Here is a 21,609-nt window from a genome sequence, read left to right as displayed (position 1 = left end):
AGGTGAGAGTGAGCCTGCTCGCGATGACGCCGGCACATCCTACATCCATGCAAGCTGATACACCGCTATCGCGAGCAAGCTCGCTCCCACAGGGGATTTGTGCAGGACGCAGGATCCATATACCCCCGAGAACCAATGTGGGAGCGAGCCTGCTCGCGATGACGCCGGCACATCCTACATCCATGCAAGCTGATACACCGCTATCGCGAGCAAGCTCGCTCCCACAGGGGATTTGTGCAGGACGCAGGATCCATATACCCCCGAGAACCAATGTGGGAGCGAGCCTGCTCGCGATGACGCTGGCACATCCTACATCCATGCAAGCTGATACACCGCTATCGCGAGCAAGCTCGCTCCCACAGGGGATTTGTGCAGGACGCAGGATCCATATACCCCCGAGAACCAATGTGGGAGCGAGCCTGCTCGCGATGACGCCGGCACATCCTACATCCATGCAAGCTGATCCACCGCTATCGCGAGCAAGCTCGCTCCCACAGGGGATTTGTGCAGGACGCAGGATCCATATACCCCCGAGAACCAATGTGGGAGCGAGCCTGCTCGCGATGACGCCGGCACATCCTACATCCATGCAAGCTGATCCACCGCTATCGCGAGCAGGCTCGCTCCCACAGGGAGTTGGTGGCGGACGCAGGTGTTGAGGGCCTCACAAAAACACTGTGGGATTTTTTGGGCGGCCACAAAAAACCCGGCCTGGGCCGGGTTTCTGGTCAAGCGCTCACTGCATCCACGGCGGAGGCGGTTCTTCGGTTTTGCCGGGTGGAGCGTCGTCAGCGGCGCGGACGGCCTGGCGGCGTTCCTCGTCCAGACGGGCAGCCTCGATTTCACGCATGATCCCGCCGACATCCGCCAGCTCTTCCGGCTCATCGAACTCGCCGGTCAGCACGCTGGCCGGGTGCAAGGTGCCGGCCTCATACAACGCCCACATTTCCTTCGCGTACCGGGTGCGCTTGAGCTCCGGGGCAAACCGGCCGAAGTAGGACGCCATGTTGCCCACATCCCGCTCCAGCATGCTGAAGGCGTGATTGTTGCCAGCGGCGTCCACCGCCTGCGGCAGATCGATGATCACCGGGCCCGTCGGCGTAAGCAGCACGTTGAACTCCGACAGGTCACCGTGCACCAGACCGGTACACAGCATCAACACAATCTGGGAGATCAGGAACGCGTGATACTCACGAGCCTGATCCGGCTCCAGTACCACATCGTTCAGACGCGGTGCCGCATCGCCGTATTCGTCAGCCACCAGCTCCATCAGCAGCACGCCTTCGAGGAAGTCGTACGGCTTGGGCACTCGCACGCCCGCGCCGGCCAACCGGAACAGCGCCGCCACTTCGGCATTCTGCCAGGCGTCTTCAGTTTCCTTGCGCCCGAACTTGGAGCCCTTGGCCATGGCCCGGGCCTGGCGGCTGTTACGCACCTTACGGCCTTCCTGGTATTCGGCCGCCTGACGAAAACTTCGCTTGTTCGCCTCCTTGTAGACTTTGGCGCAACGTAACTCGTTGCCGCAGCGCACCACATAAACAGCTGCTTCTTTACCACTCATGAGTGGGCGCAGCACCTCGTCGACCAGACCGTCCTCGATCAGGGGTTCAATGCGTTTTGGAGTCTTCATCAGCTTTTATTGTGGGTCCTTTATTACCGAACACGCGAATGACAGTCGTTATACGGCAATCCTCCCTCCACGGGGAGGGGTTGCCGACTTATGAACCCTTCGATGCACACAATGTGCCGGATTAATCGACCGAGCCGAATCATAGCCGAGACAGCGCATAGCGTTGGCAACTGAATGCAAAGGCATTTGCGACAAGAGCTGACAGCCATGCCCAGTGCAGCTGATTCAATGTTTAAACAACTCCCCCGGGGTCAATCCAAACATCCCCTTGAACGCCACTATGAAAGCGGACGTGGAATCGTAGCCACAGGACAACGCCGCGCCGGTCACGCTATCGCCTTTTTCCAACGACCCCAAGGACGACAACAACCGAGTGCGCTGGCGCCAGGCGCGAAAGCTCAGGCCGGTTTCGCGCTGGAACAGACGCATCAGGGTTTTTTCCGATGTGCCCAGGCGCTCGGCCCACACTTGCAAAGTCACGTTCTGGTCGGGCTGTTCGATCAGCTCGTTGCACAACGCCAGCAGACGCGCATGCCGGGGAAGTGGCAGGCAAAAGCCAACCTCCGGCAGTGTTGCCAACTGGTCCAGCAACACTTGCACCAGTCGCGCTTGCTGGGTATCGCCCTGAGCGTAATCGGCCGGCAACTGACAAAAAGCCTTGATCAGCTCCCGCGCCAGCGGCGTGACCTCCAGCACTCGGCAGCGTTCATCGGCCCACGGACAGGCTTCGCGACGGACATAAAGGCTGCGCATTTCTGCCCGGGTGGAGGTCACCACATGATGCTCCAGGTCGGCAGGAATCCAGATGGCCCATTGTGGCGGGGCGAAAAAACTGCCTTCGGCGGTGTGCACACCCAGCACGCCACTGATGGCGTAGGAAAACTGCACCCAATCATGACGATGGGCCTGGGTCCACGAACCGGCGCTCAAGCTTTCGACACGGGCATAAAGCGGTCTGGGCAATTCCGTCAGGTCGGGAATGCGCCTTTCGAGTTGTTGGTGTCCGTTAGTCGGCATGGATTGACCTTATGTCGCAAGACGGATGCAAGTGCCGACGTTAGGCTAAGTCGACTTTTCTTACAACTTGCGGTGCCGTATGCACATTTTCAGACACCTCAAACGCCTGGTAACCGACTGGTTCCTGTGCGGCATGCTGCTTGCCACGTTGCTGGCGTATCTGTTTCCCAGCTTTGGCGCCACGGGTGGCGCCATGCATGCCGAGTGGGTGGTCAATATCGGCATCTTTGTCGTGTTCTTCCTGCACGGGATAAACCTGTCCGGCGAGCAGATCCGCCACGGTCTGAGAAACACCCGACTGCACGTGATGGTGCAGGTCTTTACCTTCGGCGTGTTTCCGTTGATCTGGCTGGTCAGCGATTGGCTTCTGGGCCGCCATGTGCCGTCACTGCTGATGCTGGGGTTCTTCTACCTGTGCGTCCTGCCCTCGACCATTTCATCCTCGGTGGCCCTGACCGGCAGCGCCGGCGGTAACGTACCGGCGGCGATTCTGAACGCGAGCCTGTCCAGCGTGCTGGGGATTTTCCTGACGCCACTGCTGGTCAGTTTCGTGGTCGGCAGCGGCGCCGGGGGCATCGATCTGGGTGCGACTTTGCTCGACCTTTGCCTGATGTTGCTGCTGCCGCTGGTGCTCGGACAGTTACTGCGCCGCTGGCTGGCCGGTTTTTTCGGGCGGTACAAACGCTACACCAGCATCATCGACAAACTGGTGATCCTGCTGCTGGTCTACGCGGCGTTCTGCAATTCGATGGTCTCCGGGATCTGGCAACAACAAGGCAACACTGTGCTGCTCAGTGCATTGCTTGGCAGTGCCGTGTTGCTGGCAATCATTTTGTGGATGACCACCCGCACCGCCCGGGCCCTGCGGTTCAGCAACGCCGATGAGATTGCCGCGGTGTTCTGCGCCAGCAAGAAATCCCTGGCGGCCGGGGTGCCGATGGCCGCGTTGATTTTCGGCAACAACCCCGGCCTGGGGCTGATCCTGCTGCCGATCATGATCTATCACCCGTTGCAGCTGATCGTCTGTTCGATCCTGGCCGAACGCTACGCCAACCGCCAACGGGAACTCATTCATCAACAACGCGAGGCGTCCCTCAACGCTCAATGATTGCCGTCACACCCTGGCCACCGGCCGCGCAGATGGAAATCAGACCGCGGCCCCGCCCCGCCGCGTCCAGCAACTTGGCGAGGTTGGCGACGATTCTTCCACCCGTGGCGGCAAACGGGTGGCCGGCGGCCAGGGAGCTGCCTTTCACGTTCAGCCGGCTGCGGTCTATGCTGCCCAACGGAGCGTCGAGGCCCAGTCGCGTCTTGCAATAATCCGGGTCTTCCCAGGCTTTGAGCGTGCATAACACTTGAGCGGCAAATGCCTCGTGGATCTCGTAGTAATCAAAGTCCTGCAACGTCAGGCCGTTGCGCGCCAGTAACCGAGGCACGGCGTAGGCCGGCGCCATCAACAACCCTTCTGCTCCGTTGACGAAATCCACCGCTGCCGTTTCGCCGTCGCGCACATACGCCAGGATCGGCAACCCCCGGGACTTGGCCCACTCTTCGCTGCCCAGCAACACCAGTGACGCGCCATCGGTCAATGGCGTGGAGTTGCCCGCCGTCATCGTGCCCTTGGCGCTTTTTTCGAAGGCCGGCTGGAGGGCGGTGAGTTTTTCCAGGGTCAGGTCCGGACGCAGGTTGTTGTCCCGTGTCAGGCCGAGAAACGGCGTCATCAAGTCGTTCTGCCAGCCTTCGGCGTAGGACGCGGCCATTTTCTGATGACTTTCCAGGGCCAATTGGTCCTGCTCCTCCCTGGGAATCTGCCAGGTCTGAGCCATCAGTTCGCAATGCTGGCCCATGGACAGGCCGGTTCGTGGCTCGCCGTTGCGCGGCAGTTCGGGAACGAGGTGCTGGGGACGCAGTTGCAGGAAGGTCTTGATTTTCTCAGCGGTGGTTTTGGCGCGATTGGCTTGCAGCAGGATTCTGCGCAGCCCTTCGTTGACGCCAATCGGCGCATCCGAGGTGGTGTCTACGCCGCCGGCAATGGCACTGTCGATCTGCCCGAGGGCGATCTTGTTGGCCGTCAACAGCACAGTCTCCAACCCCGTGCCGCAAGCCTGTTGCAGGTCGTAGGCCGGGGTGGTGGGCGATAGCCGCGAACCGAGCACGCATTCGCGGGTCAGGTTCAGATCCCGGGAAAGCTTGAGCACCGCACCGGCGGCCACCTCACCGATGTGCAGGCCATGCAGGTTGTAGCGCTCGATCAGCCCCTCGAGCGCGGCGGTCAGCATCGCCTGGTTGCTGGCGGTGGCATAGGCCCCGTTGGAGCGGGCGAAGGGGATGCGGTTACCACCAATGATCGCGACGCGGCGTAGCTGTGTCATGAAGAACTCCCTGTGTATGTCCGGATGCGCCAATGGGCCTGCGGAAACCCGGCTCCCGCACAAGCTTAGGCTTTATCTGGCCAATCGAACGACTGATTGCCAATCATGGTCCACACTTTGAACCTCATCAGCCGGAGTGTGTTCCATGTCAGACCGTTATATCGACTTCGCCAATTCGCCCCTGGGCCTGCGTCTGGTCGGTGCGCTGGGCCTGCCATCGCCGGCCCGCCTGGAGCGCTGGCAGGCCGGGCGGCTGCGGCCGATCGAAGGTGCGTTGCTGTTGGGCGGCGGGCCGTTGACCGAACAGATCGGCGCATTTGCCAAGCGCCTGACCGATGCGATCTTCATCTACGGGGGCGAACCGACACTGGCCACCGAATGGATCCCCGGTCACGGTCCGAAAATCAAGGCGGTGGTGTACGACGCCAGTCATCTGGCGCAGGCCGACCAGCTCAAGCAACTGCGCGAGTTCTTCCAACCCCTGATGAAGAACCTCGACCACAGCGCCCATGTCGTCATCCTCGGCCGCGCTCCGGAAGGTCTCGCCGATCCGTTTGCCGCCAGCACGCAGCGGGCCTTGGAGGGCTTCAGCCGTTCCCTGGCCAAAGAGTTGCGCCACGGCGGGACGCTGCAATTGCTGTATGTGGGTGACGGCGCCGAGGCCCAACTGGAAGGTGCGCTGCGGTTTTTCCTGTCGCCCAAGAGCGCCTACGTTTCCGGGCAGGTCATTCGCCTTGATGCCTGCCAGGCCCAGGTCCAGGACTGGACGCGTCCGCTCACCGGCCTCAAGGCTCTGGTCACCGGCGCGGCCCGGGGGATCGGCGCCTCCATTGCCGAAACCCTGTCCCGCGATGGCGCCGACGTGATCCTGCTGGACGTCCCGCAGGCCAAGGCCGATCTCGAAGCCCTGGCTGCACGCCTTAGCGGGCGCAGCGTGACGCTGGACATTTGTGCTGAAGACGCCGCTACACAGTTGACTGAACACCTGCCCGACGGCATCGACATCGTGGTGCACAACGCTGGCATCACCCGGGACAAGACGCTCGCCAACATGACCCCGGAGTTCTGGGACGCGGTGCTGGCGGTCAACCTCAACGCGCCGCAGGTGCTGACCAAGGCCCTGCTCGACAGTGGCACCCTGCGGGACAATGGCCGAGTAATTCTGCTGGCGTCCATCAGCGGCATCGCCGGCAATCGCGGCCAGACCAACTACGCAGCGAGCAAGGCCGGATTGATCGGTCTGGCCCAGGCCTGGGCGCCGGTCCTGCAACCTCGGGGGATCAGCATCAACGCCGTAGCCCCGGGTTTCATTGAAACCCGCATGACCGCCGACATCCCTTTCGCCCTGCGCGAAGCCGGGCGGCGCATGAGTTCCCTGGGCCAGGGCGGCCTGCCACAGGACGTCGCCGAAGCCGTGGCCTGGCTCGCCCAGCCGGGGACGGGCGCCGTTACCGGCCAAACGCTGCGGGTGTGCGGGCAAAGCCTCCTGGGAGCATGACCATGACGATCCAATGGCATGAAGTAAACGCCGCGCCCGGTATGTCCTCGCTGTACGTGAAAGCCGCGACACGGCGCAAGGTCACTGGAAAAACCTTGCCCCAGGACGGACTGCGCCAAGTGATACAGGTCGATCCGCAACGCCTGGCGGCCTATCGCAAAGTCTGCGGTTTTGCCGAAAACGGACTGCTGCCGCCGACCTACCCCCACGTACTGGCGTTTGCCCTGCAGATGCAATTGCTCACCGCCCGGGACTTTCCGTTCCCGTTGCTGGGGTTGATCCACTTGAGCAATCGCATCCGCCTACTGCGGCCCATGGGCGGGGTCAGCCAAGTGCAGGCTCGCGTCAACGTGCAGAATCTGCAAGCTCACCCCAAGGGCGCGGTGTTCGACCTTGTGACTCGCATTGATGATCAATTGGGGCCGTTGTGGGAGGCCGAGAGCCAGATGCTTTGCAAGGGCGTCCAGCTTGACGGCGCGTTGGTGGAAGAGCCGCTGCAAGAGATTCAGGCATTGACTGAAGTGGCGCACTGGACCGCGCCGGCTGACATTGGCCGGCAATATGCCAAGGTGTCCGGCGATTACAACCCGATCCATCTGAGCGGCCTCAGCGCCCGGCTGTTCGGCTTCCCTACCGCCATCGCCCACGGCCTGTGGAACAAGGCCAGGACCCTGGCGGCGCTGGACGAACACTTGCCCGATGCCAACGTCGAGATCGATGTCACCTTCAAGAAGCCGGTGCGCCTGCCCAGCGAAGTGACACTGCTGGCGAGTGCCGCGGGGTCCAGTGGGGACTTGCGATTGATCGGTTCGGGGGAGTTGGAGCATATGGTGGGGAGCTGGCGGCCGGCTGGCTGAGGACCGGCATCTTTGTTGAATGTGCGATGGCTATCGCGAGCAGGCTCGCGATAGCGGTGGGTCAGCTTGCATCGATGTTGAATGGGCCGCCGTCATCGCGAGCAGACTCGCTTCCACATGGGTTCTCGGGCGTTCATGGGGCCTGCGTGCGACACAAATCCCCTGTGGGAGCGAGCCTGCTCGCGATAGCGGTGGGTCAGTTGGCTTCGATGCTGAATCCGTCTACCGCGGTGGATAGTTCGCCAGGATCCGCGCAACCGTCTCACGCACCGCGGTGCTGCGATCCGTCGGATTGGGCGAGTTGCTGAGCATTCGTTCATCACTGCCACGCCACACCAGCTTGCCGTCCTTGCCATCGAGCAGGTCAATCTGCACCGTGGCGACCTTGTAGCTGATGTTGCGGGTTTCGTTGTACATCGGCCCGCCCCAATAGCCATTCCAAGGGCTGCCCCAACCACCGCCGTAGTTGGTCGTGATCTGTTGCTGGCGATCCTCGACGATCAGGTAGGCCTGGACCATCACATCCCCTCGCCCGCCAGCCTGGGCCGGGCGCAGACCGCGCTGGTCGAGTTGGTCGGCAACCGCCTGACGGATCCGCTGTTCGGTCAGGTCGCTCTTGATGCGCGGATCATCGGGGCGATATTGCAGCGCCGGCTCTTTCCAGCTCCAACTGCGGTAAGCCGAGAAATCCCGGCTGGTGTCAAAGTCGTGGTTGACCGGGGTACCCGCACAGGCGCCGAGCAACAGGGTAAAAGCCAGTAGAGCGATACGGCGAAACATGGTTTTTCTCCGTTGCGTAATCAACTTGGAGGATAAGCCGACAGGGCTTTTTCCACCGCTTCGCGAATGGCATCGGTGCGCGCGCTCTGACTGCCGCGCTGGCTGGTCTCGGCGCTGGCGCTCCACACCGGCTGACCATTACGGGCATCGAACAGGTCCACTCGCACCACCACGACCTGCTCCCGATAAGTGCGCACCACCGGCACCGAGTGATACATGCCATAGCCGGGGCCGTAGCGGTCGTAACGGTTATAGCCGCCGTAGTAACCGGAATCATAGTCGTCCCGAACCTGACGCACGCGCGTTTCCAGGCGCAGGTCGGCACTGACGAACAGGTCGGCCGGGCGGTTGTCATGCAATGGACGCAGGCCGCGTTGATCCAGGGCGTTGCTCACCGCTTCAGCCACCTGGGCCGAGTCCGCCCAAGCGGTGCCCGGTGGCAGTCGCCCGTTGAGCCAGGCCCAACTGCGATAGCGCCCGTAGTCACGGGGTGGCGCGGGGTAAGCGCTGCGGTCAAACACCGTGGCGGCCTGAGGCGGCGCCGGTGGCAGCGGGTTAGACGTGGCGACATACGGGTTGCTGCCCTGGCAGGCAGCCAGTCCCAGGCACAACACCAACAACCCTGAACGACCTTTCATTTCGCGCTCCGATTGCTCTTTCAGATCAGAGGGGACGGCAGACCCAGTGCAGATAACGCCCCAACCCGGCAAACGCCGGATGGCGGCGGTGAGCCAGCTCCATCTCCAGCAACTGTGCCAGCTCCACGCGGCCCTGGAACTCCACCGGCATGTAGTCATGGAAAACCCGCACGCCACTTTGAGTTTCGACCTGCCACACGCCTTCAAGTTGCGCCGCCAATTCCCGCGGATCAAGGGGTTGTTGCGGGGTCAGGCTCTGTTTTTCACCGGCCATGTCATTTTTGCGCAACTTGCGAAAATGCCCCTTGAGCAGGTTGCGATAAACCAGCGCGTCGCGGTTGTAGAACGCCAGGGACAACCAGCCGCCCGGGACCGTGAGTTGATGCAGCACCGGCAGGATCGCATGGGGTTCGGCCAGCCATTCCAGCACCGCGTGGCACAGCACCAGGTCGTAAGGCTCAGTGAGCTGGTCGGGCAGCGCCTGCCACGGAGCCTGAATGAACGTTGCGCTCTGACCGGCATCGGCGAACCGCTGACGGGCACCTTCGAGCATGGGCTCGGCTGGCTCGGCCAGGGTCACCTGATGGCCGCGCTCGGCCAGCCACAACGACATGTGGCCCAAGCCGGCGCCTATGTCCAACACACGCAACGGACGCTCAGGCAAGGCTTCAAGCAGATCGGCCTGCAGCACCGCCAGGCGGATCGCACCTTTGGCCCCACCGTAGATTTTTTCAGCAAAGCGCGTGGCGAGCTGATCGAAATGGCGATCGCTCATTGGCCGAACCGCCGCTCGCTGTCGTCCAGCTTGCTGCGCACCACAGCCTCCATATCCAACCCCAGCTCGCTGCACAGCAGCAACAGGTACAACACAATGTCACCGACTTCCTGCCCAGCGTGGGCCAGCTTGTCCGCCGGCAACTGGCGCGACTGGTCCTCGGTCAGCCACTGGAAAATCTCCACCAGTTCGGCCATTTCCACACTGGCGGCCATGGCGAGGTTTTTCGGGCTGTGAAATTGCCGCCAATCGTTATGGTCACGAATGGCATGCAGGCGTTCGGTCAGTTCAACAAGGTTCATCGGGGTCTCCTGAATGCGCATAGCTTCGGGGGGATGACGAGGGAAGGCAAGCGTCTCGGTACGAAGCGGCGTTTTGCCCCATAATCGAACGATCTTGGCCTTCAGCCGCTCTTACAACCAGAAGCCCAAGGCTCGATTCCGATCTCTCTCATCAGGATGTACACATGCAGGTAGAAAGCTTTTTCGAATGGCTCGGCCAGGCGCTCGGTTCGGTGATCCGGTTTATCGTCGACCTGCTCAGCGGCCTGTTCAACACCCTGGCCAATGCTGGCGGCAACTTTGTCGATGGCCTGTCGCGCACACTGGGCATGGACACCTCGATCATCAGCATCATTGCGCTGATCCTCGGGCTGATGCTGCTGTACTCGGCAATCCGCGCCTTCATGCGGGCGTCGATCATCCTGGGCATTATCTGGTTGGTGCTGGGGTTGTGGTTGTTGAGCTGGATCATTCACTAGGGCCGAGAGCACTGTGTGGGAGCAAAGGCTTGCTCGCGATACAGGCGCCTCGGCGCCCTGAAAGACCGCGTCATCTTCATCGCGGGCAAGCCTTGCTCCCACAGAGTTTTTTGAGATCGAACGCGGAGCGTCCCTAGAGGCATTCCCACGCGGAGCATGAGAACGATCATGCGAGAACCCGCTACAATCGCGCTCCGCCAAGGAGCTCGCATGTCCAACCTGATCACCGACTGGCGCGACCGTCTTACCCACCGCCGGGTATGGGCGCTGGCTGCGCCGATGATTCTCTCGAACATTTCCGTGCCGCTGGTGGCGCTGGTGGACAGCACCGTCATCGGCCACTTGCCCCATGCCCATCAGTTAGGCGCGGTGGCGGTCGGGGCGAGTTTGTATACGGTGCTGGCCTGGGCCATGGGTTTCTTGCGCATGGGCACCACCGGGTTCGCCGCCCAGGCAGCCGGGCGTGGGGATGGAGCGGCGTTGAGGCAGGTGCTGCTGCAAGGTCTGCTGCTGGCGATGGGGTTGGCGCTGGTGCTGGGGGCGGTCGGCGTGCCGTTGAGTGGCGTGGCGTTGCATTTCATGCAGCCATCCGCCGAGCTTGAGCAGTTGACCCGGGACTTTTTCCACACCCGGCTGTTTGGCTTGCCAGCGGCGCTGGCCAGTTATGCGCTGGTGGGCTGGTTTCTCGGTGCTCAGAATGCCCGGGCGCCGTTGGCGATCCTGCTGGTGACCAACCTGGTGAACATCGCCCTGAACCTGTGGTTCGTGATCGGCCTGGACTGGGGCGTGACCGGTTCGGCCCGGGCGTCGGTGATTGCCGAGTGGACCGGCGCCCTGGTCGGTCTGATCCTGGCGCGCAACACGCTGCGGGCCTGGCCGGGGCAGATCGCCTGGGCGGCCCTGGGGGTGTGGCAAAGCTGGCGTCCGTTGCTGGCGGTGAACCGGGACATTTTCATTCGCAGCCTGGCGCTGCAAGCGGTGTTCTTCCTGATCACGGTGCAAGGCGCGCGTCTGGGGGATGCGACCGTGGCAGCCAACGCGCTGCTGCTCAATGGTCTGCTGCTGACAGCCCACGCCCTGGACGGTCTGGCCCATGCCGTCGAAGCGCTGTGCGGTCACGCCATCGGCGCCCGCGACCGCCTGGCCCTGCGCCGCTCGCTGGTGGTGGCCTGCGGATGGTCATTGATTGCCAGCGTGGGGTTTGCCTTACTGTTTCTGCTCGCCGGCCACCTGTTCATCGATATGCAGACCGATATTCCGGACGTGCGCGACACCGCTTACCGCTACCTGCCTTACCTGGCAGCGCTGCCGTTGATTGCGGTCTGGAGTTATTTGCTCGATGGCCTGTTCATCGGCGCCACTCGTGCCAGGGAAATGCGCAACGGCATGCTGTTGACCCTGTTGCTGGTGTCGCCGTTTGCCTGGGTACTGCAAGCGCTGGGCAACCACGGGCTGTGGATCACTTTCTTGCTGTTCATGGCTTTGCGCAGCCTGACCCTGGGTGCTTTCGCCTGGCGCATGCAACAGCGCGATAGCTGGTTCGGTGCCGGCGCCCATTGACCTTTTCAACCTTGATTGTCCTGCCACAGCCGCCGCAGGTGATCCAGGCGTTCGCGCTGCGAACCGCCTTTGAGCCCCGGCACGGGTCGGGCATTGGGGTATTGCAGGCGCAGCCATAACCAGTCATCGAGTACCGGTCGTTCGGTGAACCCCAGGGTCAGCCCTTGCTGCAAGTCCTCCCAGAGCAGGCGGAAATCCCGCCCGGTAGAACAAGACCACTGCCAGACGTGGCGTTCCAGCAGACATCGCTGCAACTGACTTTGCTGCCAGTCGCTGAGGCTGTGTTCATTTTCCAGTGCCGGTACTGCCAGCCCCGGATTGCAGAGTTGCTGCCAGCCCTGGCTGCCGATGGTCCTGTCGCCCCAGGTCCCGCCGAACCAGCGCACCAGGCTGATCGGCCCCAGCCAGCAAGTGAGTTCCCGAGGATCGCAACCGTCGAAGAAATAGCTGGCCGTGTGAGGGTTGTAATAGTTCAGCAAGGCCTTGTGATGCAGGCCTAACGTCACCGTCAACATGCGCCGCAGATGCGCCAGTAATTGCGCCTCTGACGCTCGGCTGACCAACAACAGCCCCGGCCAGGCGCCGGCATCCAGGTGACACAGGCTGGCCAGTGCCGGCGATTGCTGCAAATCCACCAGCAACGGACCATGCTCCCTCAGCCCGTGCAATTCGGTGCCTTCGAACAAGGCAAAGCGCCGGATCTCGGCGAACTGCTCCTGCAAACGCTGCGCGGCGTCCGGCGCACCGGGTACGTCGAGCAGCAGCCATTGCGGCGCTGATGCAGACATGGCGGCAGCATTCATGGAGCAGCGCCCGCGCCGAGCTGCGTGAGCATGCGGCAGGTGCACAACAGCTGGCTACAGGGGTTGAAGCTGCCGCCCCCGGGCAACAGACACAACAACACCAACGGCTCGGCACTCTGGATCGCCGCCAACAGAAGCGGGTCGATGCCAGAGCCCTCATGGACTGGTTGGGATGTTTCGCTCAGGAGTGACTCATCCCCTTCTTCCCGAGATGCCGGCGCGTCGAGCAATGCGCTGATCAATGGACGATCCGGGTCGCCCTCGATAAAACTCACCAACACCTCGGTGCCCTTGCCAATGGCGTGCCCCCAAGCGGCCAGCTCAGGGGCCAACGGCAGCCAGCAATGACTGGGACTGGCTCCCTCCCCCTGATAGACCCAGTCGAACTGCACCGCCACTCGCCCCGCCACCTGCATCTGCGGCTCATCGACCGTGACCACCCAGCCGCGCTGCCGACTCAGCATGCGAGGTTTTGCCGCAACCCCGGTCGCCACGAACGGCCATCCCGCAGGAATGGCGCGAAAATGGTTGCCATATACGCCGGCCTGCGCGCGATGCTCGACTTTCGTCAACAGCCAGGGCTGGTTCCAGCCTTCGACAGGGTGCCCTGCCAGCGACAGCGTCCGGCCACAATGCAGCCCCATCAGATCGCTGCGGCCCAAGGCTACCTGCTCCCCCGAAACATCGCTTTGTACACGCCAGTTACGCACCGCCGGAGCCGTTCCCTCGAGCCTGTAAAGCGTCTCGCCATCGGGCAGGGAATCGTCCGTGCTGTCAGCAAAAACCAGACAATGCCCATCCCGAGCCTGATCGAAATGGAAGTAAATGCCCGCCTCGGCGCACACGCGTTGGAGAAATTGCAGATCTGACTCCCGATATTGGGTACAGAAATCGCGCAGCGGATAATCACCACTCAAAGCCAGGCACACTTGGCGTCCGGCAATGCCGTGGGCCTTGAGCACCTGGCGAATGATTTGCGGCACTGAGCGGGCACTGAACACCCGCTGGCTGAATCGTTGCGCCAGGCACGCCAGCTTCGGCCCGATGCGTACCCGGCAACCAGCGCCCTGACGATGCTGGACAAGCTCGTGAATCTGCCCATGGATGCCCCGCCCTCCAGCGTCGAAACTCAACCAGACGCTGCGGTAGAGCAACCCGGCAAGGTCCAGGGGCGTATCGCCGATCAACAGCTCCACATCAAAGACAAAGGGTTCGCTGATGGCTTCGCTGCCCGTGAAGGCCACGACAACAAAGGATTCGGGCAGACCGGCTATCTCCAGACGAAATGACGGCTCGCTGGCTGGATAGGACATCGGCGTTTCTCTACAGGAGGGGCGGCTGAGGATTCTCGCTGAGAGCCATGGCCGAGTAGAGAGCCCAAGTACAAGTTAGGAAAGGGACTACACGAAATGAGGACACCACCGGTTAAATGCACCAGTGTTCGGAAATAACAGCGGCACAAATAAAAACGCCCTCCGGGACTATCCGAAAAAACCCGCAGCACACGGTGTATTTTCTGACAGTCCCGGAGGGCGTTCAGGCCGCCATCAGGAAGACAGGTAGGACGACCGCGTCAACCCCAGGCGCAGGGCATCCAGGAACTGGGTGCGCTCGGCGGCACTGATACGGGCGCTGGCGCATTTGTCGCGGTAGTGGGTCATCAACTCCTCCGGCGACAGGTGCACGTAGCGCAGCATGTCTTCGATGGTGTCGTGGGTTTCGATACCGGCGTGGTACACGCTGCCGTCGGCATTCTGGTAGATGTTCACCGAGTCGGTGTCACCGAACAGGTTGTGCATGTCGCCAAGGATTTCCTGGTAGGCACCCACCAGGAAGATGCCCAACAGGTAATCTTCGCCCGGATTGAGGGAATGCACCGGCAGGCTGGTTTCGATGCTCTGCTCGTCGACGTACTGCTTGATCTTGCCGTCGGAGTCGCAGGTCAGGTCTTGCAGCACGGCGCGGCGCAACGGCTCTTCATCGAGGCGATGCAGCGGCAGGATCGGCAGCACCTGACCGATGGCCCAGGTGTCCGGCAGGCTCTGGAACACCGAGAAGTTGCAGATGTACTTGTCGGCGAGCTTGTCGTTGAGCTCATCCAGCACCTGACGGTGGGAGCGCTGGCGGGCCTTCAATGAGTTATGCAGGCGACGGCACACGGCGAAGTAGCACTGCTCGGCCAGGGCTTTTTCCGCCAGGGTCAGCTTGCCGTCGGCGTACTGGGCGGCCACGTCACTCATGTAGTGGGTGGCGCGCCAGTAGGTCTCGGTGACCATCTCGATATCGGTCGGGCCCAGCAGGTCAACCAGCCACTGCACGGTCTCCGGCAGGCTTTCCTTGTTTTCGATCACCGGCACGTCGTCGTGGTGTTTCTCGACGTCGGTCACCTGCACCACCAGCATCGCGTGGTGGGCGGTCAGGGAGCGACCACTTTCCGAGAAAATGTGCGGATGCGGCAGGCTCTGGGCATCGCAGAACTCCTTGAGCATGCCAACCACGACACCGGCGTAATCGTCCATGTCGTAGTTGATCGAACTGGCATTGCGCGAGTGCGTACCGTCGTAGTCCACGCCCAGGCCACCGCCAACATCGATGTGATCCACCGGCAGGCCGAGGTTGCGCAGCTCACCGTAGTAGCGGATCGCTTCCTTGAAGCCATGCTGGTAGTCCGCCAGGTTGGCGATCTGCGAGCCCATGTGGAAATGCAGCAGGCGGATGCCCTGATCCAGGCCAGCGGCGCGGAAGCGCTCGACCACCGACAGCAGTTGCGCAGCAGACAAGCCGAACTTGGACTTTTCGCCACCGGTATCGGCCCACTTGCTCGACGCCAGGGACGACAGGCGTACCCGCAGGCCGACCTGTGGCTTGACCTTGAGCGACGCGGCTTCTTCGATCACCAGGCCGACTTCGGATTCTTTCTCGATCACGATGAAGACGTTATGGCCCAGTTTCTGGCCCATCAGCGCCAGGCGAATGAACTCGCGGTCCTTGTAACCGTTGCAGACGATAGTCCCGCCCTTGGGCGCCAGGGCCAGCACCGCCAGCAGCTCGGGCTTGGAGCCGGCCTCAAGACCGATGGAAACGTTCTGGGTGGCGATGATGTTTTCGATCACCGCTTCCTGCTGGTTGACCTTGATCGGATAGAGCGCGGTGTACTGGCTCTGGTATTCCAGGCGCGCGATGTTGCTGTCGAACGCACCGGTGAGCTGGCGCACGCGGTCTTGCAGGATGTCGGGGAAGCGCACCAGCAAGGGCAGCGACAGGCCGCTCTGGCGCAACTGGTCGACTTGCTCGAACAGGTCGATGGGCGAACTGCCTGGACCGTTCGGACGGACTTCGACGCGACCGGCGTCATTGATCGCGAAATACCCGGCCCCCCAATGGCGGATCCCGTAAACACTGCGGCTGTCCGCAACTGTCCATTGGCTGCCATCGTCTTTGCGTGTGCGTCGTACGGACATCGAAGTCCCCTATAAAGAAGTCAAAATGCACCATCCGGTAGGAGGCTGGAGCAGTCTAGAGAATGGAAATGACGATTTGCCTGTAAGCAAGGTAGACCCTGCTCACAGCGCTGAGTTTAGAAACCCGTTCAGAACAGGCTCTGTGAAAACCATGTGGGCGACTTCGAACCGTGCTTCGTAGATAAGGGTTCGAATCAAGCCGAGGGTGGTTTTCACAGAGGCTGCTAGCCGCCGGACTTTTTCGCCTTGAAGCCATGTCGGGTCAGCTCCGCCAGCAGCAGCTCGACGTGATCGCCCTGGATCTCGATGATGCCGTCTTTCAAAGCGCCACCGGTGCCACAGCGCTTCTTCAACGTGGTAGCCAGTTCCTTGAGCGCGTCCTCGGCCAGCGGCACGCCAGTGATCGTGGTCACCGTCTTGCCGCCGCGGCCTTTGCTTTCACGGCGCACGCGAGCGATACCGTCACCTTCCGGGATGGTGGTCTGTTTGCAGATGCAGGCATCCACCGGCTGGCGGCAATCAGGGCAATGACGACCGGCGTCGGTAGAAAATACCAGGCCGCCCAAGGCGGCGAAGGATGCGGCTTTTTTGGCCACCGGCAATCCTCTTGGGAGGACAAAGACTGGCCGGGCAAAAGTAAGTGCCCCGACCGCGAAGCCCCACTCAGGCAGGGGCAGCGCTACTGGATCGCAGACAGCGATTCAGCTTGAAAAGTCGCGCAGTGTAACGGCAAAAAGCTAACTTGCTAAGGGCCAATCGGCGCCAATTTAGCGCTTCTTTGCGACATCATCGCCATGGGCTCGCAAATAGCGCTCCAGTGCCGCCAGAGAGTCCGGGCAGTAAGGCTTGTGCTGGATTTCATCGAGCACCTGGTCGACCGCCAGGAAACGCGCCTCGAGTACCTCTTCAGGTTGCAGAATCAGCGGCCCATCCCACACGGCCGAGAACGCCGAGCACCACAGGCGACTGCCGCTGTCTTCGAAATAAAAATGGTCATGGGCCGTCAGTTCGACGCCGCTCACGCCCAACTCTTCCGCCAGCTCTCGAGCCGCCGACTCGGCGTAGGTCTCGTTGGCCTGCACCATCCCGCCGGCCGCCACGTCCCAGAAACCCGGATAGATCGCCTTGCTCAGGGTCCGCCGATGAACGCACAACTCACCGGCCGAGTTGAACAGCATGATGTAGGTGCCGCGTCCGATCAGACCGCGCTCACGCAGGTCCGCACGCACCAGGCTGCCAAGCAGGTTGTCGTCTTTATCGACCCAAGCGATGAGCTCGGCATCCGAGGCCACTCGATGAGCGACCTCCCGCGGGCTTTCTTCCATCTGTCAGCCCTGGTTCAGCAGTTGCCGCAAGTCGATCACCGCCGCGTTGGCGCGGGAAATGTAGTTGGCCATCACCAGCGAATGGTTCGCCAATACACCGAAGCCGCTGCCATTGAGGATCATCGGGCTCCAGACCGGCTCCTGGGAGGCTTCGAGTTCACGAATGATCTGCCGCACGCTGACCGTGGCGTTTTTCTTTGCCAGCACATCGGCGAAATCCACTTCGATTGCGCGCAGCAAATGCGACAGCGCCCAGGCCTGGCCGCGAGCTTCGTAGAACACGTTGTCGATTTGCATCCACGGGGTTTCGACCACCTCCTCGTCCACTTGCGGTACCTGGCCCGGGGCCGTGACTTCGGTTTTCAGCGAGGTGTTGAGCTTGACCCGGCCCACGCTGGCCGACAGGCGCTGGGACAGCGAACCCAGACGAGTGCCGACATCGCCCAGCCAATTATTCAGGTTATCGGCGCGGGCATAGAACAGCGCGCTTTTCTGGTTCGGATCGGACAGGCGCGCCTGATAGCGGCTCAGCAGAGTGATGCCTTCCTGGTACTCCGACTCACTGGAGGGCAGCACCCAGCTGCGGTTATCGAAGTTGAAGCGCGGCTCGGCCTTGGCCAGGTCGGCGTCCTCGGCGGACTGGGACTGGGATCGGGCGAAGTCCTTGCGCAGAGCGCGGCTCAGGTCGCGTACCTGCACCAGCACGCCATATTCCCAGCTCGGCATGTTGTCCATCCACAGGCCCGGCGGGAACCGGTCGTTGGAAATGTAGCCACCTGGCTTGGTCAGCAGCGTTTCGGCCACGGTCTTGAGGGTCTCGACGGTGGTGTAGCCGATCACCATTTGCCGGCCTTCCTTCTCCGCGGCCGCCTGGGCGTTCTGCTGCACGGGGAACAGGGCGGGCTCCTGGCTCCAGTACCAGCCGACGGCAATGGTCACCAGCAAGTACAGGCCGACCAGGGTGGCCAGTGCCCGGCTGAAAAAAAGCCCACCCAGGTAGCTGCGGGTGGCCGATTTCGGCTCGGCGGCACGTTCAGGCGCGCTGCCCGCGCGGTTTTTCCAGTCCAGCATGGCGATGTCCCTTCAATCACTTGAGTTCACGGTTCGACCACAACCCTACGCCATCGTGCCTGATTTGAAACGCGATAATGCGGCGCAAATCATGCCGACCACGACAGGGCAATCGAACGGCCACTATAAAGGAAGCGCTGTCACCAGCCTACGAAACTGACCGGTCATAAACTGAATACCCTCCCAAGACAGATTATTGACGTATGACACTCATGCGAATGAAAAGAGGTGCTAGCATAGAGCCACCAGTCGATCTCAGCATGCACCCTAACTAGTAGTCAGGATATGACCGAGCCAGAAGACCCCAGCCGTGAGCGCCTCAAGCACCACTTTGCCCAGCGGGTAATTCACCAGGCTCGTCAGATCCTGGAGATCTGGCAGCGCCTGCAACGCAGTGAATGGTCAGGCGTCGACCTGTCGGAGCTCAGCGAAGCCAACCTGCGTCTGCTGCGCTTTGCCGAGCGCTTCGAGCAACCGGAGCATTGCCAGCTCGCCCAGGGCATCAGTCAATCGCTGCAAGCGGTGGAAGCCAATCGCGGGCGTCTGAGCAGCCACCTGATCACTGAAATCAATCGACTGATGCAGCGCCTGTCCCGCACCGGCCTGCGCCATGGCGATCAGCTCGAACAGACCTTCCTGCCGCCGCTGCGCAAACCCATCTACGTGATGTTGCAGGACCATGACCGCGCCGAGCGGCTGGCCAAGCAGTTGGAGTTCTTCGGCCTCAGCGCCCAGGCGCTCGACAGCGTGGCGGCGTTTCGGGCTTCGATGGTCGAGCGCCTGCCGGCCGCGATTGTCATGGACGTGGACTTCAGCGGCCCCGGCATCGGCCTGAAACTGGCCGCCGAAGCTCAGGAAGGTCTGGAGCAGCCGTTGCCGCTATTGTTCTTCAGCCTGCTGGAAACCGACACGCCGACACGCCTGGCGGCGGTGCGCGCCGGCGGGCAGGAGTTCCTCACTGGCACCCTGGAAGCCTCGAGCCTGCTGGAAAAGATCGAAGTGCTGACCTGCGTGGCCCAGTACGAACCCTACAAAGTGCTGATCATTGATGACTCCCGTGCCCAGGCCCTGCACACCGAGCGCCTGCTCAACAGCGCCGGTATCGTCACCCGCACGCTGATCGAACCGATCCAGGCCATGGCCGAGCTGGCGGATTTCCAGCCTGATCTGATCATCCTCGACATGTACATGCCCGCCTGCACCGGCACGGAGCTGGCGAAGGTGATCCGCCACAATGACCGCTATGTCAGCGTGCCGATCATTTACCTGTCCGCCGAAGACGACCTGGACAAACAGCTCGACGCCATGAGTGAAGGCGGCGACGACTTCCTGACCAAACCGATCAAACCCCGGCACCTGATCACCACCGTGCGCAACCGAGCGGCCCGGGCGCGCAACCTCAAGGCGCGGATGGTCCGCGACAGCCTCACCGGTCTTTACAACCACACCCATATCCTGCAATTGCTCGAAGACTGCTGCTTCCGCGCTCGCCGCGAAGGCAAGCCGTTGAGCTTTGCCATGCTGGACATCGACCATTTCAAACGGGTCAACGACAGCCACGGCCACCCCATGGGCGACCGGGTGATCAAAAGCCTGGCGCTGTTTCTCAAGCAGCGTCTGCGCAAGACCGACTTCATCGGCCGTTACGGCGGTGAAGAGTTCGCCATCGTCATGCCAGACACGGATATCGATGCGGCCTACAAGGTACTGGATGAAATCCGCCAGCGTTTTGCCGAAATTCACTACCCGGCGCAGCCCCAGGACCTGTGGTGCACCTTCAGCGCGGGCGTGGTGCAGATGAGCGAAGAGTCCGACAGCCTGATGATGGCCAGCCAGGCGGACGAAGCGCTGTACCGCGCCAAGCACGCAGGGCGCAATCGGGTACAAAGCGCGCGGCAATCAAAGCAAAGTGCCACCTTTTCATCGGAATCCACCGATTCAGTCATAAACCTGTAACCCAAACGCAATAACTTCAAGCACTTACGATTCTGCCCTTGGTAGACCCTTGATGCGCCTGAAGCTGCTGACCAATCTCAATACCCTTCTTTTAGTTGCCGTGTGCCTTGGCCTGGCTTGCACCCTGTGGTGGTCGCAAATCGCCCTGGAGCGCCCCTATCTGTTGATGGAGCGCTACCTGAGCCTGTCGCGGCAGTTCCAGGGCGAGGTGGCGCGCAACATCGAAGATTACCTGGCCAGCGGCGACGCCTTGCGCCTCAGCGCAGCGACCCAGTCCATTGATACCTTGCAAAAGGACCTGGACCAATTTCCGCCCGAGTTGGCCAAGAGCTTGCGCCCAAGCCTGTCCAGCCTCGACGGCTTCAGCAAGACCGATCTGCTGGCCGCCGGTAAGCTGGCGGGCGATCCGCAAGCCCTGCTGTTGCAGGCCGAACGGGAACTGAGCGCGAGCCTGGACCGCCTTGCGCAATACGCCAATGGCGCCCCGGCCTACCTGCCGCCGTTGTTCGCCGCTTCGCAACATCTGGGCCGACTGTCCCTCGCCCGGGACAAACTGGTCAGCAGCGGACGCAGCGAATTGGCCGCCGATGTCGAACGGGAACTGCAGAGCATCCGCACACAAGCCGAGAGCCTCGACAGCCTGCCGCTGCTGGGCGTGACAGCCAGCAACGAAGCGCAGGGCGATGATTTCGCTGCGCTGATGGGCTTGCAGACCCAGGAAGAAACCGTCGCCGAAGACGCCGGCATCGCCCTCAAGCGCGAACTCAACAGCCTGCTCGGCCGCTACCCTGCCGAACTGGGGCGCACTCGCGCATTGATCCAGAAGCGCACAGAACTGAGCAGCGCCACGCACTTGAAAATCGCCGATGTGCAACAGGCGATCGATGCCATGGAGTCGGCGGTTCGCGCCCAACATGGCCAGATCCAGGGCGAAGTTCGGCTGATTCAGGGATTGATGATCGGCCTAATCCTGCTGATCGCATTGCTCATCGACACCTTGCAGCGGCGCCTGGCCCGGACTTTGACGAATCTGGCACCCGCCCTGTCGACTTGGGCCGAAGGGGATTTCAGCCGCGACATTCATGTGGGCGCCAGCAACCGCGAGT

19 protein-coding genes are annotated in these 21,609 nt (G+C 62.0%); 6 read left to right on the top strand and 13 right to left on the bottom strand.

The window, feature by feature from the left end; genetic code table 11:
• Positions 1-736 precede the first annotated feature (736 nt).
• On the bottom strand, positions 737-1,630 hold the full coding sequence (locus QOM08_RS03155; RefSeq protein WP_047227411.1) for a PA4780 family RIO1-like protein kinase: 894 nt from the start codon (positions 1,628-1,630) through the stop codon (positions 737-739).
• A 225-nt stretch (positions 1,631-1,855) separates the two neighbouring features.
• Positions 1,856-2,647 (bottom strand): AraC family transcriptional regulator, encoded by a 792-nt coding sequence (locus tag QOM08_RS03150; RefSeq protein ID WP_076382810.1) that lies wholly within the window; start codon positions 2,645-2,647, stop codon positions 1,856-1,858.
• A 79-nt stretch (positions 2,648-2,726) separates the two neighbouring features.
• Between QOM08_RS03150 and QOM08_RS03145 the strand changes: the two genes are divergently transcribed.
• Positions 2,727-3,755 carry a bile acid:sodium symporter family protein gene (locus QOM08_RS03145; protein ID WP_316912552.1) on the top strand — a complete coding sequence of 343 codons (1,029 nt, stop codon included), beginning with the start codon at positions 2,727-2,729 and terminating at the stop codon, positions 3,753-3,755.
• Here the strand turns inward: QOM08_RS03145 and QOM08_RS03140 are convergent.
• Entirely contained in the window at positions 3,742-5,019 is a 1,278-nt protein-coding gene (locus tag QOM08_RS03140; RefSeq protein ID WP_047227408.1) for an acetyl-CoA C-acetyltransferase, read from the bottom strand. The two genes, QOM08_RS03145 and QOM08_RS03140, sit on opposite strands and share 14 nt — an antisense overlap.
• Before the next feature lie 145 nt (positions 5,020-5,164).
• On the opposite strand from QOM08_RS03140, the gene QOM08_RS03135 reads away from it, so the two are divergent.
• Together QOM08_RS03135 and QOM08_RS03130 are read left to right on the top strand one after the other, a co-directional pair.
• On the top strand, positions 5,165-6,517 hold the full coding sequence (locus QOM08_RS03135; protein ID WP_076382814.1) for a 3-oxoacyl-ACP reductase: 1,353 nt from the start codon (positions 5,165-5,167) through the stop codon (positions 6,515-6,517).
• Between the two features lie 2 nt (positions 6,518-6,519).
• On the top strand, positions 6,520-7,374 hold the full coding sequence (locus QOM08_RS03130) for a MaoC family dehydratase (RefSeq protein WP_316912551.1): 855 nt from the start codon (positions 6,520-6,522) through the stop codon (positions 7,372-7,374).
• A 222-nt stretch (positions 7,375-7,596) separates the two neighbouring features.
• Here QOM08_RS03130 and QOM08_RS03125 read toward each other — a convergent pair whose 3' ends face one another.
• The 4 genes from QOM08_RS03125 to QOM08_RS03110 are packed head-to-tail and all read right to left on the bottom strand — an operon-like array spanning position 7,597 to position 9,869.
• Positions 7,597-8,154: a DUF4136 domain-containing protein gene (locus QOM08_RS03125; protein WP_047227405.1), complete on the bottom strand. Its 558-nt coding sequence runs from the start codon at positions 8,152-8,154 to the stop codon at positions 7,597-7,599.
• A 20-nt stretch (positions 8,155-8,174) separates the two neighbouring features.
• Positions 8,175-8,792, bottom strand: coding sequence for a DUF4136 domain-containing protein (locus QOM08_RS03120; protein WP_076382818.1), 618 nt, complete (start codon positions 8,790-8,792; stop codon positions 8,175-8,177).
• A 25-nt stretch (positions 8,793-8,817) separates the two neighbouring features.
• The gene (locus tag QOM08_RS03115) at positions 8,818-9,567 is read right to left on the bottom strand and encodes a methyltransferase (RefSeq protein ID WP_047227403.1); all 750 of its coding nucleotides are present in this window, start codon (positions 9,565-9,567) and stop codon (positions 8,818-8,820) included.
• On the bottom strand, positions 9,564-9,869 hold the full coding sequence (locus QOM08_RS03110) for a MazG-like family protein (RefSeq protein WP_316912550.1): 306 nt from the start codon (positions 9,867-9,869) through the stop codon (positions 9,564-9,566). Before QOM08_RS03110 ends, QOM08_RS03115 begins: the two co-directional genes overlap by 4 nt.
• Positions 9,870-10,033: 164 nt before the next feature.
• Here QOM08_RS03110 and QOM08_RS03105 point away from each other — a divergent pair, with 164 nt between their 5' ends.
• Both QOM08_RS03105 and QOM08_RS03100 read left to right on the top strand, forming a co-directional pair.
• Positions 10,034-10,327, top strand: a complete 294-nt coding sequence (locus QOM08_RS03105; protein WP_047227401.1) for a hypothetical protein — start codon at positions 10,034-10,036, stop codon at positions 10,325-10,327.
• A 210-nt stretch (positions 10,328-10,537) separates the two neighbouring features.
• Entirely contained in the window at positions 10,538-11,887 is a 1,350-nt protein-coding gene (locus QOM08_RS03100) for an MATE family efflux transporter (RefSeq protein WP_107321485.1), read from the top strand.
• 5 nt (positions 11,888-11,892) lie between these two features.
• Here QOM08_RS03100 and QOM08_RS03095 read toward each other — a convergent pair whose 3' ends face one another.
• The 6 genes from QOM08_RS03095 to QOM08_RS03070 form a co-directional block, all read right to left on the bottom strand.
• On the bottom strand, positions 11,893-12,690 hold the full coding sequence (locus QOM08_RS03095; protein WP_316912549.1) for a DUF4123 domain-containing protein: 798 nt from the start codon (positions 12,688-12,690) through the stop codon (positions 11,893-11,895).
• Positions 12,687-14,003 (bottom strand): type VI secretion system Vgr family protein, encoded by a 1,317-nt coding sequence (locus QOM08_RS03090; protein ID WP_316912548.1) that lies wholly within the window; start codon positions 14,001-14,003, stop codon positions 12,687-12,689. Before QOM08_RS03090 ends, QOM08_RS03095 begins: the two co-directional genes overlap by 4 nt.
• Positions 14,004-14,237: 234 nt before the next feature.
• Complete coding sequence (gene speA, locus QOM08_RS03085) at positions 14,238-16,151, bottom strand: arginine decarboxylase (protein ID WP_047227397.1); 1,914 nt, start codon at positions 16,149-16,151, stop codon at positions 14,238-14,240.
• Positions 16,152-16,375: 224 nt separating this feature from the next.
• Positions 16,376-16,747 (bottom strand): translation initiation factor Sui1, encoded by a 372-nt coding sequence (locus QOM08_RS03080; RefSeq protein WP_047227396.1) that lies wholly within the window; start codon positions 16,745-16,747, stop codon positions 16,376-16,378.
• Positions 16,748-16,918: 171 nt separating this feature from the next.
• Positions 16,919-17,476: an NUDIX hydrolase gene (locus QOM08_RS03075; RefSeq protein WP_139048474.1), complete on the bottom strand. Its 558-nt coding sequence runs from the start codon at positions 17,474-17,476 to the stop codon at positions 16,919-16,921.
• A gap of 3 nt (positions 17,477-17,479) precedes the next feature.
• A complete protein-coding gene (locus tag QOM08_RS03070; RefSeq protein ID WP_047227394.1) occupies positions 17,480-18,547 on the bottom strand; it encodes a DUF2333 family protein in 1,068 nt (355 codons plus the stop codon).
• Positions 18,548-18,832: 285 nt separating this feature from the next.
• On the opposite strand from QOM08_RS03070, the gene QOM08_RS03065 reads away from it, so the two are divergent.
• The gene (locus QOM08_RS03065; protein ID WP_047227393.1) at positions 18,833-20,503 is read left to right on the top strand and encodes a PleD family two-component system response regulator; all 1,671 of its coding nucleotides are present in this window, start codon (positions 18,833-18,835) and stop codon (positions 20,501-20,503) included.
• The last annotated feature ends 1,106 nt before the right edge of the window (positions 20,504-21,609 follow it).

It is taken from the genome of Pseudomonas sp. P105, assembly GCF_032614175.1.
Lineage (GTDB): Bacteria > Pseudomonadota > Gammaproteobacteria > Pseudomonadales > Pseudomonadaceae > Aquipseudomonas > Aquipseudomonas rhizophila.
The sequence above is the reverse complement of the archived record's forward strand: the minus strand, read 5'-3'. Positions and strand labels throughout refer to the sequence as shown.